Annotated in this window: 17 protein-coding genes; 4 read left to right on the forward strand and 13 right to left on the reverse strand. The window is 69.4% G+C overall.

All coding sequences use genetic code 11. The features are described from left to right. Window positions 1-172 precede the first annotated feature (172 nt). Window positions 173-1,477 carry an MFS transporter gene (locus ACH34S_RS12570; RefSeq protein WP_395952730.1) on the reverse strand — a complete coding sequence of 435 codons (1,305 nt, stop codon included), beginning with the start codon at window positions 1,475-1,477 and terminating at the stop codon, window positions 173-175. Between the two features lie 315 nt (window positions 1,478-1,792). Next, window positions 1,793-2,485 carry an IclR family transcriptional regulator gene (locus ACH34S_RS12575; protein WP_395952731.1) on the reverse strand — a complete coding sequence of 231 codons (693 nt, stop codon included), beginning with the start codon at window positions 2,483-2,485 and terminating at the stop codon, window positions 1,793-1,795. A 185-nt stretch (window positions 2,486-2,670) separates the two neighbouring features. On the opposite strand from ACH34S_RS12575, the gene ACH34S_RS12580 reads away from it, so the two are divergent. Then, window positions 2,671-4,293 (forward strand): FAD-dependent oxidoreductase, encoded by a 1,623-nt coding sequence (locus ACH34S_RS12580; protein WP_395952732.1) that lies wholly within the window; start codon window positions 2,671-2,673, stop codon window positions 4,291-4,293. Between the two features lie 37 nt (window positions 4,294-4,330). On the opposite strand, the gene ACH34S_RS12585 is transcribed toward ACH34S_RS12580, so the two are convergent. Both ACH34S_RS12585 and ACH34S_RS12590 read right to left on the reverse strand, forming a co-directional pair. Next, entirely contained in the window at window positions 4,331-4,918 is a 588-nt protein-coding gene (locus tag ACH34S_RS12585) for a ferritin-like domain-containing protein (protein ID WP_395952733.1), read from the reverse strand. Window positions 4,919-4,951: 33 nt separating this feature from the next. Beyond that, window positions 4,952-5,605, reverse strand: coding sequence for an MIP/aquaporin family protein (locus tag ACH34S_RS12590; RefSeq protein ID WP_395952734.1), 654 nt, complete (start codon window positions 5,603-5,605; stop codon window positions 4,952-4,954). A 221-nt stretch (window positions 5,606-5,826) separates the two neighbouring features. Between ACH34S_RS12590 and ACH34S_RS12595 the strand changes: the two genes are divergently transcribed. Beyond that, entirely contained in the window at window positions 5,827-6,384 is a 558-nt protein-coding gene (locus tag ACH34S_RS12595) for a redoxin domain-containing protein (RefSeq protein WP_395952735.1), read from the forward strand. A 7-nt stretch (window positions 6,385-6,391) separates the two neighbouring features. Next, a complete protein-coding gene (locus ACH34S_RS12600) occupies window positions 6,392-7,300 on the forward strand; it encodes a cytochrome c biogenesis CcdA family protein (RefSeq protein WP_395952736.1) in 909 nt (302 codons plus the stop codon). A 34-nt stretch (window positions 7,301-7,334) separates the two neighbouring features. On the opposite strand, the gene ACH34S_RS12605 is transcribed toward ACH34S_RS12600, so the two are convergent. Then, entirely contained in the window at window positions 7,335-7,763 is a 429-nt protein-coding gene (locus ACH34S_RS12605) for a nuclear transport factor 2 family protein (RefSeq protein ID WP_395952737.1), read from the reverse strand. Between the two features lie 67 nt (window positions 7,764-7,830). On the opposite strand from ACH34S_RS12605, the gene ACH34S_RS12610 reads away from it, so the two are divergent. Further along, window positions 7,831-8,421 (forward strand): TetR/AcrR family transcriptional regulator, encoded by a 591-nt coding sequence (locus tag ACH34S_RS12610; RefSeq protein WP_395952738.1) that lies wholly within the window; start codon window positions 7,831-7,833, stop codon window positions 8,419-8,421. 24 nt (window positions 8,422-8,445) lie between these two features. Here ACH34S_RS12610 and ACH34S_RS12615 read toward each other — a convergent pair whose 3' ends face one another. The 8 genes from ACH34S_RS12615 to ACH34S_RS12650 form a co-directional block, all read right to left on the reverse strand. Beyond that, a complete protein-coding gene (locus ACH34S_RS12615; RefSeq protein ID WP_395952739.1) occupies window positions 8,446-9,516 on the reverse strand; it encodes a phosphotriesterase in 1,071 nt (356 codons plus the stop codon). After that, window positions 9,513-10,550, reverse strand: a complete 1,038-nt coding sequence (locus ACH34S_RS12620; protein WP_395952740.1) for a phosphotriesterase — start codon at window positions 10,548-10,550, stop codon at window positions 9,513-9,515. Before ACH34S_RS12620 ends, ACH34S_RS12615 begins: the two co-directional genes overlap by 4 nt. Before the next feature lie 220 nt (window positions 10,551-10,770). Next, window positions 10,771-11,328 (reverse strand): GNAT family N-acetyltransferase, encoded by a 558-nt coding sequence (locus tag ACH34S_RS12625; protein ID WP_395953312.1) that lies wholly within the window; start codon window positions 11,326-11,328, stop codon window positions 10,771-10,773. A 310-nt stretch (window positions 11,329-11,638) separates the two neighbouring features. Next, window positions 11,639-12,244, reverse strand: coding sequence for a dihydrofolate reductase family protein (locus ACH34S_RS12630; protein WP_395952741.1), 606 nt, complete (start codon window positions 12,242-12,244; stop codon window positions 11,639-11,641). A 458-nt stretch (window positions 12,245-12,702) separates the two neighbouring features. Next, window positions 12,703-13,185: a YdeI/OmpD-associated family protein gene (locus ACH34S_RS12635; protein ID WP_395952742.1), complete on the reverse strand. Its 483-nt coding sequence runs from the start codon at window positions 13,183-13,185 to the stop codon at window positions 12,703-12,705. A 291-nt stretch (window positions 13,186-13,476) separates the two neighbouring features. Further along, a complete protein-coding gene (locus ACH34S_RS12640) occupies window positions 13,477-14,058 on the reverse strand; it encodes a dihydrofolate reductase family protein (RefSeq protein WP_395952743.1) in 582 nt (193 codons plus the stop codon). 488 nt (window positions 14,059-14,546) lie between these two features. Continuing rightward, window positions 14,547-15,398: an SAM-dependent methyltransferase gene (locus ACH34S_RS12645; RefSeq protein ID WP_395952744.1), complete on the reverse strand. Its 852-nt coding sequence runs from the start codon at window positions 15,396-15,398 to the stop codon at window positions 14,547-14,549. Between the two features lie 482 nt (window positions 15,399-15,880). Next, the gene (locus ACH34S_RS12650) at window positions 15,881-16,999 is read right to left on the reverse strand and encodes a S1 family peptidase (RefSeq protein WP_395952745.1); all 1,119 of its coding nucleotides are present in this window, start codon (window positions 16,997-16,999) and stop codon (window positions 15,881-15,883) included. Between the last annotated feature and the right edge of the window lie 5 nt (window positions 17,000-17,004).

Consider the following 17,004-nt stretch of genomic DNA (forward strand, 5'->3'; position numbering starts at 1 on the left):
CAGAAGACCCCCGCCCGGGACGGCGAGCGGGCGGCCTGAAGGACGGCAGGCGGACGTACCCGATACGGCGAGCGGACATGCTCTGGGCGTGGCGGCGTGCTCTGGGCGGACGTGCGAGGGCCGCCGGCCAGGTGGTGGCCGGCGGCCCTGAGCCCGCCCGTGAGCACCGCCGCTACACGAGCTGGGGAGTGGCCTCCACGGTAGCCCGTTCCCGTCCGCGTAGCACGGTGATGCACACGAAGCTGATCAGCGAGAGGACGGTGAGATAGGCGCCGATCCAGAACGTGGAACCGGTCGTCCCATACAGCCAGGCCGCGATGAAGGGCGCGAATCCGCCGCCGAAAATGGCACCCAGCTGGTATCCGAGAGAAGCGCCGCTGTAGCGGACGTCCGCGTCGAACAGTTCCGCGAACAGGGCGGCCTGCGGCCCATAGGTGGCGGAAAGCCCGAGCGCGGTGATGACGACGGCGACGACCATCAGCGGAATGGTCTTGGTGTCCAGCAGGAGGAAGAACGGGATCGACCACACGAGCAGCACGAGCCCGCCGCCGAGGAACACCGGGCGCCTGCCGACGCGGTCGGAGAGCGCGGAGAAGGCGGGCAGCGTGACCAGCCATACGACGCTGGCGATCAGGACCAGCGTGAGCATCGTGTTCTGGCTCAGCTTGAGCGTCTTCGTCCCGTAGCTGAGCATGTAGACGATCATCACGTAGCCGATGGCGTTGTTGGCGAGGAAGGTCCCGCCGGCCAGCAGCAGCTGCCGCGGATTGTCCCTGACCACCGTCAGCAGCGGATTGCGGCGCAGGCCCTGGTCCCGGGTCTCGGCGAACTCCGGGGTCTCACCGATCTTGGAGCGGATGAGCATGCCCGCCGCCACGAGCACGATGCTGCCCAGGAACGGGAGCCGCCAGGCCCAGTCGACGAACCCCTGCTTCCCCACCGTCGCGAGGATGAGCAGGAAGACCGAGTTGGACAGGATCACCCCGGCCGGAACCCCCATCTGCGGGAAGCTCCCGTAAAAGCCGCGCTTTCCGGGCGGCGCGTTCTCCACCGCGAGCAGGACGGCCCCGCCCCACTCGCCGCCGACGCCGAAGCCCTGCAGGAACCGCAGCAGGACCAGCAGGATCGGCGCCCACACGCCGATGTCGGCGTAGGTGGGCAGCAGGCCGATGGCGAAGGTGGCGCTGCCCATCAGCAGCAGCGACAGGACCAGCATCGCCTTGCGTCCGACGAGGTCGCCGAAGTGGCCCATCAGCGCGCCGCCGAGCGGCCGGGCGAGGAAGCCGACCGCCAGGGTGCTGAACGCGGCGAGCGTCCCGGCGAGGTCGGAGGACCCGGGGAAGAACTGCGGCGCGAACACCAGCACCGCAGCCGTGCCGTAGATGAAGAAGTCGTACCACTCGATCGCCGTGCCGACGAGGCTGGCGAGCGCGACGCGTCTGAGGCCGCGGGGTGTGGGTGGGGTGGGGACCGTCATGCGCCGCCTTTCGCCGATGTCTTCACCGATAATCGGTTTCATAGACCGGATAGCGAGAGCATGCACCGTGACGGCGGCCACTGTCAACGACGTGACGGCATCCCGGCGAACGGATCCGCGCCGTCCGCGCGCGAGCGCGGCGGCACGGGAACGGGCAGGTGAGCGGCCCACCGTCAGAACGGAACGCCGAATCGGGCCGGGCGATGGAAGGCACCACACCGCCTGAGCGGCGGGCAGGAGAGCAGGATCAGGACCGCCGCGACGAGGCGCGGCACACCCGGTTGGTCAGCGTCCTGCCGATCAGTGCGAGGTTGGTCAGTGGAGGGCGCGGCCGATGCGGCCGGCGAGCGCGACGACCTCGCGGGCGAGCATGTCGTCGTCGTGGACCTCGTGCGCCGGGACGATCAGCCCGACGGCGGCCTCGGCCTCGCCCGCGATCGTGATCGGCGCGGCGATGCCGGTGAAGTTGGGCACCAGCCTGCTGGTGGTCTTGGCGTACCCCAGGGCGCGGGCCTCGGTGATCTCGGGGTCCTCCCCCTCGACCGGCGGCCGGCCGGCGAGGATCGCCATGCCGGAGGCGGCCTGCGGCAGCGGATGCCGGGAACCCGGGCGCAGGCCCACGTGGAAGGCCGCGTTGCGGGGTTCCACCGAGGCCAGCGCGACGGCGTCGGCGCCGTCCGCGATGTGCAGGACGGCGGTGAGCCCGAGCCGCTCCGACACCTCGGAGAGCTCCGGGCCCGCGACGACCAGCAGGTTGTTCGAGACCTGCCGGGCGAGGCTGAGCAGCGTGGTGCCCAGCACGTACCGGCCGTCGCGGCGCCTGCCCACATAGCCGCGGTTGAGCAGCGTGGTCAGCAGCCGGGCGACGATCGAGCGGTGCACGCCGAGCGCCGCGGCGACGTCGGTCGCGGTCATGCCGTCCGACGCGTCCGCGAGGGCTTCGAGCACCTGGAGACCGCGATCGAGCGTCTGGGCGACCTCCACCGGCTTGCCCGAACGCGTGTTCATGCGCCCCCCACCCCGTCCGCCGTGCGTCATCAACCCACCGATAATCGGACACCGATTATCGCACACCTTGATCGATTGATGCAAAAGGCCGGGCCGAAGGGTTGACATTCGGCTGCCAGCCGTCAGGATTGCTCTATATGCGATCTATATGACCGATTATCGGTCAGAGCTGTGGAGGTGGACGAGTGTCGACAACCGAGAGCCCGGTCGTCATCATCGGGGCCGGACCGGTGGGGATGACCGCGGCACTGTTGCTGGCTCGTCAGGGCGTCCGCAGCACCGTCCTGGAGCGGCGCACGACGCCGAGCTGCGGGCAGTCCCGTGCGGTGACCGTCCAGCGCGACGTCCTCTCCCTGCTCGACCGGCTCGGGGTGGCGGAGGAGATCCTGCGGGACGGCGCGAGCTGGTCGCTCGGACGGACCTACTTCCGCGAACGGGAACTCCTCCAGCTCCGCTTCCCCACCTCGGCGGACGAGCTCTACCCCCCGTTCGTGAACTTCCCGCAGTTCCGCACCGAGGAGCTGCTCCACGCCCGGGCGCAGGCCTGCGGCCTGGTGCGGTTCCGGCACGGGCACACGGTCACCTCGGTCGACGACAGAGGCGACGAGGTGGTGGTGACCGCCGACGGCCCCGACGGCACCGAGACCCACCGGGCCCCCTACGTCATCGCCGCCGACGGGATCGGCAGCCGGGTGCGCGGCGGGCTCGGCATCGCCTACTCCGGCTGGCAGACCGAGGGCCGCTTCCTGGTCTGCGACTTCGCCGCCGACCTGCCCTTCAGCCGGGAGCGGCGGCTCTGGTTCGACCCGCCGTTCCACCCGGGCCGGATCGTCCTCATGCACAGCTTCGGCCCCGACCGGTGGCGCGTCGACTGGCAGATCGAACCCGACGCCGACGAGAACCACTACCTGTCCCGGCTGGACGACATGCTGCGCGGCGTCATCGGCGAGCACGACACGCGGATCCTGCGCGCCAACACCTACACCTTCCAGCAGCGCTGCGCCGAGCGCTTCGGCCAGGGCCGGGTGTTCCTGGCGGGCGACGCCGCGCACGTGGTCTCCCCGTTCGGCGCGCGCGGGATGAACAGCGGGATCGAGGACGCGGAGAACCTCGCCTGGAAACTCGCTTTCGTCCTCACCGGACGCGCGGACGCCGCCCTCCTGGACACCTACGACATGGAGCGCCGTGCCGCGGCCGAGCACCACGTCGCGGTCACCGGCGCCACGATGAAGTTCATGACGCCCGCGTCCGCCGAGGGCGTCACCCGGCGCGACGCGGTGCTCGCCGCCGCGGCGACCGATCCGGCGCGGCGGTCCGACGTGGACAGCGGGCGCCTGTACGAGCCGTTCCCCTACGTCGGCTCCCCGCTGACCGTTCCCGGCGAGGGCGCGGGCGCCCTGGTCCCCGACGGCGCGGCGGGCGCGACCACGCTGCGCGCCCGGCTGGCGGGCGACTTCTCCCTGCTGGCCGTCCCCGCCTCCACTACCTCGCCGCGGGACGTCGAGGAACGGCTCGCGGACGCCACGGCGATCGCCGCGGACCACCGTCTCACGCTGGTCAGGCCGCAGGGTCCGGCGCCGGACCCCGCGACCACGGCCCTCCACGACCGGACGGGCGGCCTCACCGGCTGGCTGCCCGACCACACCGACCGCCTGCTGATCGTCCGCCCGGACTGCTATGTCGGCGCCAGCCTCCCGCTTCCCAGGACCGCCCGCGAGACCGCCGCGATCGTGACCCGGACGCTGGCCGCCACGCTCAACCCCCCGCTCGCGAGCCGCCCGTCCGCCCCCGACCGCCAACCGGCCTGATGGCCAGACCCGCCCCCGCCCCCGCGCACAGCGAGGGTCATGGGTCCGGTGCATCCGGGCCGGCGGGATCGGTGGGAGGCAGCCGGGTCACGTACGGGGACCGGCCACGGAAGCCGCGTTGGAAGCGGGGCGGCGAGCCCGTCCCGAGGAACTCGCATAACCATGCGTCGTGCTCGCTCTCCTCGAAGAGGATCGCCTGGGCGAGGTCATAGGTACGGTCGTCCTTCTCTTCCGTGAGTTCGCACAGGCCCGTGTAGAGGGGTGTCGCGCGCCTGATGGCATCGATGAGTGCGGTCACCAGCGCTTTCGGATCACCTCCGATGCCGTCCGGCAGACTCCCGTCCGCCGGGTCGGTGATCGCGAAATGGACGAGCTCGTCCGGCAGGCGGCCGTCGAGTTCGTAAATGCGCGCCACCAGGGCGTCGAAATGGTGGAGATGCTCGGCGCGAACGTCCATGAGCACCTCTTGCAGATGTGCGCCCATCAGACCCGCCAGGCCGGCGTGCAGGATCGTGTAGCGGTAGTGGGCGGCCAGTTTCGCTCGGGCGGCCGCCGTCAGGTCCCCGATCAGGACGTCCACGTCGACACCGGCGCGCTCGACGAGTTCCCGTGCGATTCTGCTCATGCGTCGATCCCTTCGCGAGACGGCGCCGGCCCGTCACGCCGCGGAGGACTCGGCCGGGGCGCGGTCCTCCGGGTTGAGGGCCAGGAACGCCACCGCGGCCAGGGCTCCCCCGGCCAGGTCGGCCAGCAGCCAGATCCAGAGCTTCGACCAGGCGAACAGGCCCATCGTCGCCGCACCGGTGGCGACCGCGGGGTTGAACGCTCCCCCGGAGATGCCGCCGACCGCGAAGGCCCCGGCCACGACGGTGAATCCGATGGCCAGCCCGTAGAAGCCGTTGTCCGGGTGGTCCCTGCTGGTGGCCACGTTGAGGACGACGTAGGCGAGGGCGAGGGTGAACACCACCTCGGCCAGGAGCGCCGTCCCGACCGCGCGGCCGGACGGGGACAGCTCCGCGACCTTGCCCGGATCCACCACATAGCGGGCGGTGAGCGCGGCGGCGACGCCCGCGATGAGCTGCGCGGCCCAGTAGGCGAGGGCGTCGGCCCAGCGGATCCGCCCGCGCAGCAGGACCGCCAGCGTCACCGCCGGGTTGTAGTGGGCGCCGGAGACGTGCCCGCCCGCGTACACCATGACCATCAGCACCGCGCCGATGGCCAGCGGGGCTAACGGAGCCGTCGCCAGGACGGTGCAGCCCACGGTGAAGACCAGGAAGAATGTGCCGATGAACTCCGCAACGTAACTCCGCATAATCGACCTCCAGCGTTTGGGAAATGGCTCCGACCCCGCAGCGCCCTGAGCCTGTCACCGTGTTTCGCCACTGCCGAGCCCGGCGGGCCTTACGGGGCGATTACGGTCGGCGCCGCGCGCGGCGTAGTTCCGCTCCTGCCTGCGAGGCTCCGCATTTCGTCGCAGGGACGTCATTGCTTCGTAAGGACCCGCCGCCCGCGCCGGACAATAGGGTGACCGGCATGAAGAAGGCGCTTGCGATCGTGATCGGTGCGGTGTCGCTCATCGCCGGCTGCGGGGGCGGCGGCGATGGCACGGCCGCCGTCGAGCCGGCGGATACCGCGTCCCGGAGCCCCGCTGCGCAGAGCCCAGGCGGAGCAGGCCAGGAGGCGCCGCGAACGTTGCGGTTCACGGGCGAGACGCTCGACGGCAAGGCCTTCGACGGCACGAGCCTCGCGGGCAAGCCGGTGGTGTTCTGGTTCTGGGCCCCCTGGTGCCCCAAATGCCTGGCCGAAGGCCCCGATGTGGCGAAGGCCGCCGGAAAGTTCAAGGGCCGCGCGTCCTTCGTCGGCATCGGAGGGCTGGAGAAGAACAAGGGCCGATTGGACGAATTCGTCTCCCGGACGGGCACCGAAGGGCTCACCCACCTCGACGACCGGACCGGGCGGCTGTACGCCCATTTCAAGGTGACCTCGCAGTCGTCGTTCGTGTTCATGGCACCCGATGGGACGACGTCCAAGGACTCCGGGCCGCTCGGGGAGTCCGAGCTGAACCGGCACGTCGGCAAGCTCCTCGGCTGACGCGCCGATGGAGGAGATCTCGCTCGCGCTGGCCGCCGGGCTGGTGGCGGCGTTCAATCCGTGCGGCTTCGCGCTCCTGCCGTCCTACCTGACCCTGCTGATCGCGACGCCGGGCACCGGCGGCATCTGGCGGGCGCTGCGGCTGTCGGCCGCGATGACCGCGGGGTTCGTGACCGTCTTCGGCGCGTTCGGCCTGCTGATCTCGGCGCTGACGACCTCGATCCACCAGTACCTGCCCTGGCTCACCATCGTGGTGGGCCTCGTCCTGGTCGCGCTCGGCGGGTGGCTGGTGACCGGGCGGGAACTGCTGGTCCGGCTGCCACGCCTTCAGACGGGCGGGCTGTCGGGTTCGCTGGCGGGCCTGTACGGCTACGGAGCCTCGTACGCGATCGCGTCCCTGTCGTGCACGATCGCACCGTTCCTGGCCGTCACCGGACTGGTGTCCGATGGCACGGGCATCGTGGCCGGGCTTGCGGCGTTCGCCGCCTACGGCGCCGGAATGGGCCTGGTCGTGGGGTTCCTGTCGATGCTGGTGGCGCTGGCACACGAGGCCGCGGTGGCGCGCACCCGCCGGATCCTGCCGTACGTCTCCCGCGTCAGCGGCGGCCTGCTGCTCCTGGCCGGGATCTATGTCACCTACTACGGCTGGTACGAAAAGCGCGTCAACGCGGGCGCCGCCGCCGACTCCCCCGTCGTCCGGACGGTCACCGAGATTCAGGGCGCGCTGACCGACGGGATCGATCGGATCGGAATCTGGTGGATCACCGCGGCCTTCGGCGTCCTCGCCGCCGGAACGGTGACGTCGCGCAGGCTGTGGCGCCGCCGTCGCAGCGGATCAGGAATCGCTGTGCTGGACGAGCACTCCCGCAGTGCCGCCACCGCCGAACAGGAAGCCCCCACCCAGGAACGCCCTTAGCGTGACCCGGGGCAGAGCCCGATCGCCCAGCCGTTCAGGGGCGGATGGCCTCAATGAACTCGCCGAGAGCATTGCGGCGGCGGGCCGACGAAATGTGATCGATGTAGTCGCGCGAAGCGATGATCTTTCCGTCCCGGACCCGCAGGACGAATATGCACGGCACCCGGAACGGTTCGCCGCTCCCGGTCGTCCCGCGGTATTCGAACTCGGCGACGATGACCTCCGGATCCGCGGTTTCGTGCACGGTGATGTTGGCGGGTTCCTGGCGGAGGGGCGGCAGGTTCTTGCCGGCCGAGAAGTGCTCGCGCAGTTCCTCCCGGGAGCGCATCGGCTCGCCCTCGAACGGCGAGAACGGATGCTCGACGCAGGTCTGGTCCGCGTAGAGGTCGGGCAGCTCGTCCCAGCATCCTTCCGCGACGCCATGCACGAGCTGGAGGAATACCTCGCGAGGACTGGACGCCATGATGCCTCCCGGCGGCACGGTAAGCTTCCGAAGTGATGACTCCGAATATACGGAGTGGAGACTTCGGATGTCAACGGAACCTATGCGCGCCGACGCCCGCGACAACCGCGCGCGGATTTTGGAAGTGGCGGAGGACGTCTTCGGCAGGGGCGGCTCGGCGGCCTCCACCGAGGAGGTCGCACGGCTCGCCGGGGTCGGCATCGCCACCGTCTTCCGCCATTTCCCCACCAAGCGGGCGCTGGTGGAAGCGGTCCTGGTGGGGCATTTCGACCGCCTGTGCGCGGAGGCGCGAAGCCTCGCCGACGCGGACGATCCGGGCCCGGCGTTCTTCGGCTTCTTCCGCCATCTGGTGGAGGACGCCGCAAGCAAACTCGCCATCATCGAGGCGTTCACCAACGCGGGCGGCGACACACACGGCGACGCGGGCGGCGGCGACGCGGGCAGGGCGGCGCAGGGCCCGCGTGACCTGCGCGAAGCCGTCGGCGTCCTGCTCGGGCGGGCCCAGGAGGCCGGAGCGGTCCGGGCGGACGTCCGCCTCGACGAGGTCTACGCGCTCCTCATCGGCGCCTCCCGCGCGGCCGCCCATCTCCGCCTGGACGAGCCGGTCCGCTCCCGCACGCTCGGCATCATCTTCGACGGCCTCGCCCCGCAGCGCTGACGCGCCGGCGGGGCGCCGTGCCCGTCAGGGGGACGGGGCGGTGAAGGTCAGAGCACGGGCGGGGTTGTCCACCATGATCTTGTGAATGGCCTCGTCCGAAACGCCGAGGCGGCGCAGCGCCGGCAGGAAATGGTCGGGAATGTAGCTGTATCCCTGGCCGCCGTACCGCTTGAGCTGAATCTTCTGGCAGACGTCGTGGCCGAGCAGGATCTGGCCCGCGTACCCGTCCTCGACCAGGTCGGCCATTCCGCGGGCGACCTTGTGGTCGCCGAGCAGCACGAGATGTCCCCAGGGGCTGCCCGGCGAGGCCAGGAAGTCGAACTCGATGAAGACGCCCTGGGCGAGCACCCGCCGCGCGAAGGGCAGGTCGACGGCCATGGTTCCAGCGTGGCCCATGACGACGTTGGACGGGTCCACGCCCTCCTCGTCCAGGATGTCCAGGACCGTGAACTTCTCCTCGCCGACCCCGCCCACATGGAACGTGATCGGAGCGCCGGTGATCCGGCTCGCACGTCCGGCGGCCCGGACGCTCTTGAGCTCCCCGGGCGTCAGCGGCGCGCTCTCGGCACCGACCTCGCCGATGATCCCGGCCCGGATCCCGGTGCCGTCCGCGCCGTCCACGATGTCGCGGACGATCACGGCCGCAAGGTCATCGACGGTGCGTTCGTCCATGTCCCGCGGGTGGAAGGTCGGGGTGTACCAGCCCGCCCCCATCACGATGTGGAGCCCGCTGGCCTGCGCCATCCGCCGCAGCGAACCGGGATCGCGGCCGATGCCGAGGCTGGTGACCTCCACGACCGTCCCGCCGCCCGCGCGCCGGAACTCCCCCACCTCGGCGAGCATCTCGTCGAAGTCGGCCAGGACGTCGTTGTCGGCGTTGACGGCGCCGTGCCGGGTGCGGGCCAGGTTGGCCAGGGTGAGCGGTTCGCTCGCCTGCGGCGCGTCCTCGCCCGGCCGCAGCGCATGGGCCGGACGGCGAAGATCGACGAACAGGTGCTCGTGCATCAGCGTGGGGCCGAGCACCGACGGGTCGACCGGCCCGGTCACCGTGAGCACCTGACCGGCGAGGTCGGGAATGGTCGGCGGCAGGTTCATCCGCGGCCCTCCGTCATGGTCAGCCAGCGGCGCGGATTCGCCACCGTGAGGGTTCGCGCGAGGTCGTCGTCCGCGCCCATGAACCCCAGGTAGGGGATGAACTGCTCGGCGACGAAGCCGTACCCGCCGCCTCCGAACGCCTTGAGATCGATCTTGCGGGCGACGCGCGGCGACAGCAGGATCCGCTCGGCGTGACCGCGTCCGGCGAGAGCCAGGACGGCCGCGGCGACGTCCTGGTCGTCCACCTCCCGGTACACGGTCGGGAGGCGCCCGAGCCCGTCGAACTGCAGGAACACGCCGCGGTCGGCGAGCCGGGCGAGGGCGTCGGCGTCGGTCGCGAGACCGTCGCAGTGCCCGATGGCGACGCGGCCGAGGTCGGCGCCGCACGCGGCCATCAGGTCGAGGAGTTCGTGCGTGGCGTCCGCCGTCGCGGCGCGGCCGACCAGCACGGGAGCCCCGGTGCGCCGGGCGGCATACGCGACGCCCATCGCCAGGGCACGGTCGGCGGGCCGGTCGAGATCCAGCGCCGCGATCTCGCCGATCACACCCGCTCGGACGCCGTCCACGCCTTCGCGGAGGGCACCGACGATCTCCGCGGCGAGACGCTCGGCCTGACCATCCGGCTCGGTCGCGAGGTCGGGTGTGCGGGCCGGGGCGTATCCGCCGCAGCCCATCACCACGGCGACACCGGTCGCCTGGGAGAGATCGGCCAGCGCCCGCGCCCGGCGCCCGAGGTCGACGCCGGTCACCTCGACGACGGCGCCGCCGCCCAGGGCGGCGAAATCGGCGAGCTCGGGCCGGACGATCGCCTCCGTGAGCCGCCGGTCGTCCCGGTTCACGACGCCGAGGGCGAGCGCACCGAGCATGTCCATGCGCACCGGCGCCTCGTCTTCGAGGAGACCGTTCGTATCCGTTTCGGAGCGGCCGTTCAGGTCGCTGACCAGGTGCACGGAGGTGACCGTGTGCCCTAGGGACCCCGGATCGACCGGCCCGGTGACGGTCACGACCTGCCCGGTCGTGTTCGGCATGCTCATCCCGCGGACAGGACGGTCGTCATTACTGGCTCCACGCCGGTCAATGTATCGACCGCCGCCCGGACACCCCCTTGTGCGTCACCGCACGTTTGTTGACCTTCCCCGCACACCGATCACCCCCCGGAGCGGTCGAGGCCTGCCCCTGCTTTCAGCAACCGGCCTCATCCGGAGGGCCATCGCGGCTCGGGTCGCCGTCTCCGGTGACCGGCAGCGGTCGGCGTTAGATCTGGCCTTTCACGATCGCCCAGCGTTCGTGGTCCATCCATCGCCCATTGATCTTGATGAAGTTGGGCGAGAATCCTTCTTTGCGGAACTGGAGTCGCTCGACCAGGTTCCGCGACCTGTGGTTACCCGGCTGAATATCGGCTTCGACGCGATGCAGGCCCAGGTCAGTGAAGGCGTAATTGAGCAGCAGTCGAAGCCCTTCGGTCATGTAACCGTGCCCGGCACCGGAGACGAATGCCCCATAACCGATGACCCCGCGCTGGTACGGCCCGCGAACGATCTCGTTGATGTTCACGAACCCCGCCATGGCCTTCGTATCGAGCAGGCAGATCACGAACCCGTCGGCGGACACCCGGTCGAATCGCTTGATGTACCGGTCGAACTCGTCCGCGGTCTTCGGAGCCACGATCCAGGGACGGAAGTACGACTCGCTCCGCCTGGACAGTTCGACAAAGGCATCCCGATCGCCGGCGGCGACCCTGCGGAGACCCACTCTCTCCCCGCGGCGAAGGAACAGATCCTCCGTCTCCTCCGTCGCGCTACGTGCCCCCATGCTCACGATCGGAGAGTACACCTCCATCACTGATCACGCATCGGCCGGAAGCCGATCAATGGCAGCCCGACTAACGTCCTGGTGGGCTGAGGCGATGGAATTTTATGGACGATCTCACCTGAAGAAGGCCTTCCTGAGGATCAGGGGCAAGGCCGCCCTTGACTCCCCATGGCCGCTTCTATTGCCGAGGCTCGTGCCTGTTCTGCATCACCGACACGCACTTACCCGGGCGATTTTTGCACAGCTATTTCTATGGCTTGCTCCGTGACCGCCGGCCCGGCGACGGTCCAGACCGGCGGACGTGGCGACGTCACGCGGGGGCACCGAGCGGCGGGTGCTCGAGCACGCGGGGCTTGTACTCGACCAGCTGGATGCGGCCGTCGAAGGTGCGGTGGTCGGTCATCTCGAGGGCGACGTCCGGATAGCCGTCGTAGATGCGTTCCGCGCCCGTGGCCCCGGTGATCACCGGGAACATCACGACCCGGAACCGGTCGACGAGCCCGGCTCGTAGCAGGGACCGGCACAGGCTCAGGCTGCCGATCGTGCTGAGGAGCCCCGAGCCGCTCGACTTCATGGCGCGGACCGCCTCGACGGCGTCGTCGCGGACGAGCGTGGAGTTGGCCCACGTCAGTGGCTCCTGGAGTGTGGAGGAGAAGACCACCTTGGACGCTCGCGTGAGCTCGTCGACGGACGCCTCTTCTTCGGGCCTGAACTCGTCCTGGCCGCTCGGGACCTCGCCGGCGGCGAAGCCCGACATCAGGCGGTAGGTGTTCGCTCCCATCAGGAGGGTGGCCTCGGGCTGCTCACCGAGCCACGCGAGGTACTCCGGACCCTCCAGGCCCCAGAACCCGGGCCATCCCTCTCCCGATGCGTAGCCGTCAAGGGAGGTGATGAAGTCGACGAGAAGCTCCGACATTGCGATGTCCTTTCCTTGGGTGTCACCAGGTTGACCGGCCGGGAGCCACAAACTCATCGGCCGCGCTGTGGGGTAACCCAGCGCCTCGCCAGTACACCCCCACCGAACCTGCGTTGCGGAGCACTCGACGTGCGCCCAGCACGCCTTCGCACCCGCGCCTTGCGAGGCATCCCAGGGATGCGACGCTCGCAACGACTATCTCTACCCACGCGATGTCTAGGCGGACACATTCCCTAACCGGCTACTCGGCAGGTTCCCGCGCCGTCCGGCCTTCGGGAGCAGTTTCGAGATCACCCAACGGTGGGTTCCCGGCCCGATCGCCCCGGCAAGACCGCCGAACTAGTGAGCCACTGAGGCCGCCGGGCCGATGAGCCGATGAGGGGCTAGCGGGCCCCATGGGTGGACTGGCCGGCAGGCCAGTGGTGACGGCGGCGGTGCCGGTCGGTCGGTCGGTCGGGTCAGCGTTGCTTGCCCTGGCTGAGCGTGTCCACCGACTTGGCAATGCGCCGTTGCCTGGTCTGCTCGGTCTTGGCGCCCTCGATCTGCAGCACGTGATACCGCTGGTTGCTGTACGACAGGCTGTTCCAGGTCTGCTGCGCGGCCGGGTCGGAGGCAAGGGCCTGCGCAAAGTCTTCGGGAACCTCGACCACACGAGGCGCGGTGTCCAATTCAAGGGCGACCTCGGTCTCGTCCCCCGCCTCGACACCGGCCTTGGCCCTGTTCTCGGCGCTCAACGGCAGCATGAACCGGTCGCCGTAGACGGCGATCGTGCTGCGGTAGCTGTGGGCGCCGATGGTCACATTCACTTTCGGCTTCTTGCCCGCCCCGAGTTGTTCGACCACATCGGCCGGGACCTCGAAACCGGTCGCGGTCTTCCCACCCAGTTCGATTGTGGTGCGGAACTTCACCATCGTGCGCCCCCTCCCGATCAGCCCGATCACGAAAGCACACCGCCGTTCAACGACGCAACAGAAGCGGCTGGACGCGGCAGGACGATGCCCACGCCCACGGCGATACCGGGCGCCGAACGCGCAGCACCTGGTCGGGCTCGTCCGCATCGTCCGTGCCGTCTGCGAAGTCCGAGAACGGCAGGCAGGCCCGTCGGACGGGCCGGCGAATTGGGATGAGATCGTCAACCCGCGCGAACAGGGCCATCCATGAACCCGGCCGCTATGTCGCCGGACTTTCCGCGTCAGGTTCGCCCGCCTGATCGGCAGGACACGGGAACGTGCTCAGACATGCAGGGTGGGCCGGTAGATGAGCTCTTGGATATGGCCGTCGAGTGTCCGGCTCTCGATCAGTTCCAGGTCGAAGTCGGCCGCACCCTGGAAGATCGGGTCCGTCCCGGTCTGCCCCGTGAGCGCCGGGAAGATCGTCACCTGGACGCGGTCGACCAGGCCGGCCGCCATCAGTGCCCGGTTCAGCGACAGGCTGCCATGGGAGCGCAACGGCACCTCGGACTCCGTCTTGAGCCGGTCGACGACTTCGACGGCGTCGCCGTTCTCGAGGGTCGCGTCCGGCCAGTCGAGGGGACCCTCCAACGTCGTGGACACCACCGTCGTCGGCATGTCCCGCATCCGGCTGTTCACCGGGTCGAGCTCCTTCAACTCCCCGGAGCGCGGGCCCATCAGCTGCGCGAACTGCCGGAAAGTGGTGGCGCCGAGAACCATCCGCTGCTCCTCGCCGTAGAGGGCGAGACGGCGGTCGAGAAACTCGGGTCCGTGCTTACCCCAGTAGCCGCCCCAGTCGCCGCCGTCGTAGGAACCGAAACCGTCGAGAGTGGAGAATACGTCGAAGGTATAGATAGCGGTCATGATGCTCTGCTCTCTCTCGGATGCGGTTGTTCAGGTATGGACACAGACTGAAATCACGCCGAAACTCATCGCCATCAGGCCAGTGCTGTCGGCAACACCACGAGCGGGAAGAAGGAACATAGCACGCCGATCTGCGGGCCTCGAATATTTCTCCCAACCAGATCGCGCTGGGAGACCTCGTCACCGTCTATCCTCCAGGTCAACCGTTGACAAAAGCGCACCGTCCGTCCAACGGCACATCAGAACAGGCCTAGACGCGAACGCCAATGCCCTTGCCACCCTGGAATACGTACCCCTGATGCCGCTGGGCTGTCGTTCGCCCACTCGCGTAGTGTTCGCCCGCCAGAGCCCGCGCCCTTGCGCATCGGCGATCGGCGACCAGCGATGGGCGACCGGCGGCCGCTCTGGGCCACCGCCATTCCGTCCGAGCTACTACAAGCCCGCGGCAGGCAGGCTGTTAGGACGGGTGACCTGCAGAATCGCAGATATCAGGGCTTGCGAAGCACTCCGCCGAACTCCCTGGCGAGTTCGCGTTCGGTCGAGGCGCCGAGGACGGATCGCAAGGCCGGGTCGACTGGGGCCAATGCCGGCTGCGTGGGGTCGGGACGCCAGTCCATGACGTTGACCATTCCTGGTTCGACGGCTTCCAACCCGCTCACAAGTTCCGCGACCTGGCCGGGCGTACGGCTTTTCCATTTCATGCCGACGCTGTGCATGATCGCGGTGAACTCGTCGGCCGTCTGCTGGTCGGCGCCAACGAACTGGGACAACGCGACGTAGCTTCCAGAAACCAGAGCGTCCGTGATGGTGCCGATGGTGTACCGAGCCGTCTCGTCATCGGGAATCGAGTGCGGAACCGACAGGAACAGCGCAGCGACCGGTTGCGTGAAGTCGATGAGGCGTTGCACGTCGGGGTGATCGAGCACCTCGTCGGGCTGCGTCAGGTCCCGCGCGATCACCGTGGTGTGCTCGTTCTCGGCCAGGACGGCCCGGCCGTGCGTCAGCACGATGGGGTCGTTGTCGACATAGACCACGTGCGCGTCCGGCCGGAAGCGTTGCGCCACCTGGTGCACATTGTGCTGGGTGGGCAATCCGCTGCCGAGGTCGAGAAACTGCGCGATCCCCGCGTCGCGTGCCAGGAATCGGACCACACGGTAGAGGAAGAGCCGGTTGGCCCGCGTCGCGTCGAGAGCTTCGGGAAACCTGGTATTGACCGCCCGGACGGCCGCACGATCGACGGCGTAGTTGTCCTTGCCACCCAGCGCGTAATCGTACATTCGCGCGGGCGTCGGAACGTCGACCGAGATTTTCGCGGAATACGAGGGATCATCCGTTGACACGGCAGGCTCCACATCGTCCAAGCCAGGCTGACTGAGCCCGGGAATCCTACCGGCGCGACAGTCAAGGGAGAAGACCGTACGGTACGTAATTACCGCTGCCCAGACGCCTGGGCATCGCCATACAGCCACTCAGCACCGTGGCACCCAGGTTCAGGTCAGTTCGATTCCACAGATCCGACACAGCCGCAAAGGATGACCGCACAACCTAGAGGCACGAGCCCCTAATGCAGACTGCCGTTGAGAACGGGAACCCGGAGCAACCCGGATCGAGGCGCCCAAGGGAAGATCGTGAGTCAGCCGCACGAGAGCAAAGAGACCTCCTCACGAGACGAGGCGGCGCAGGAGCCCAGAAGCCCAGAACCCGGGAGTTCAGAAGCTCGGGCCCTCGGAAGCTCGGGACCGACCTCGGAAGCGACCGTCCGAGAGCAGATCAAGGGCCGGCTCCGAACGCCGGAACCGGCCCCCTCGCGAGATCCCGATCGTCAGCTGACTTCGGCACCGAATTCCTGGAGGGGCTCGGTCACCGGCTGGAAGAAGGTCACGCCACCGGACTGGCAGTCTCCCGAGCCACCGGACGTGAGGCCCAGCGCGGTGCTGCCGCTGAACAGCGGCCCGCCACTGTCACCCGGTTCGGCGCAGACGGTCGTCTGGATCACCCCGGTGACGGTGCCTTCCGGGTAGTTCACCGTCGCATTGATGGCGGTGACGGTGCCGTCGCGGAGGCCGGTGGTGCTGCCGCTGCGCGTGACGCGCTGGCCGACGACGGCCTCCCCGGCCTCGGTGATCTCCTGCGACTGGCCGTTGTACAGGTTCACGGCTCCTTCCCCGGCCTCCTCGGCCTGGACGATCGCGAAGTCGTCACCCGGGAAGCTGCTCTCCACCGTCGTACCGAGGGCCTGACCGCCTTGCTGGTCGGCGGTCCAGGTGCGGACGACGTTGCCGCAGTGCCCGGCCGTGAGGAAGAAGTCCTGGTCACCGCGTTTGACGTTGAAGCCCAGCGAGCAGCGCGTACCCTGCCCGAAGATCGCGTCACCACCGAGCGCGAAGGTGCGGAGGCGTCCCGGGATCCGGACCATGCGGATCGCCGGTCCCATCTCCCGGGCCATCCGGCGGACGGCGGCCATGCGCGTGCCGGTGACGGAATCGTCCGTCCAGACGGTCACCTTGGATGTGACGGGGTCGACGGCCCAGCCCGTGCCCGGTACGCCGGACGTCGACTCGCGAAGGGCGGCGGTGATCCGCTTCAACGTCGCGGGGTTTCTCTGCAGCGCTTTCGGCACGGCACCGGCGGCGCGCACCATGGCGGCGTCCGCCTGGTTGGTGACCGTGACGACGGGCCGGCCGGACGGGTCGAGGTACGCACCGGCGGTGCGCGGCCCGAGCCGGTCGGCCAGTTCGGCGGCCAGGGCGCCGGCCGATCTCTCCCGGGTGTTCGATGCCTGCTGTCCGGCGAGCGCGGCCTGCCGGTCACCGCCGGACTGGTCCGGCATCCGGACCGCGTACAGCGAGCCGGCCACGAGTCCGGCGGATCCGGCGGTCACCGCGGCCCACGTGACCACGGTGCGCAGACGAGTCTTCCTCGCGGCGTTACGGCGGGTCATTCGTC

The sequence above is a fragment of the Actinomadura sp. 3N508 genome (assembly GCF_044326375.1).
GTDB lineage: Bacteria > Actinomycetota > Actinomycetes > Streptosporangiales > Streptosporangiaceae > Spirillospora.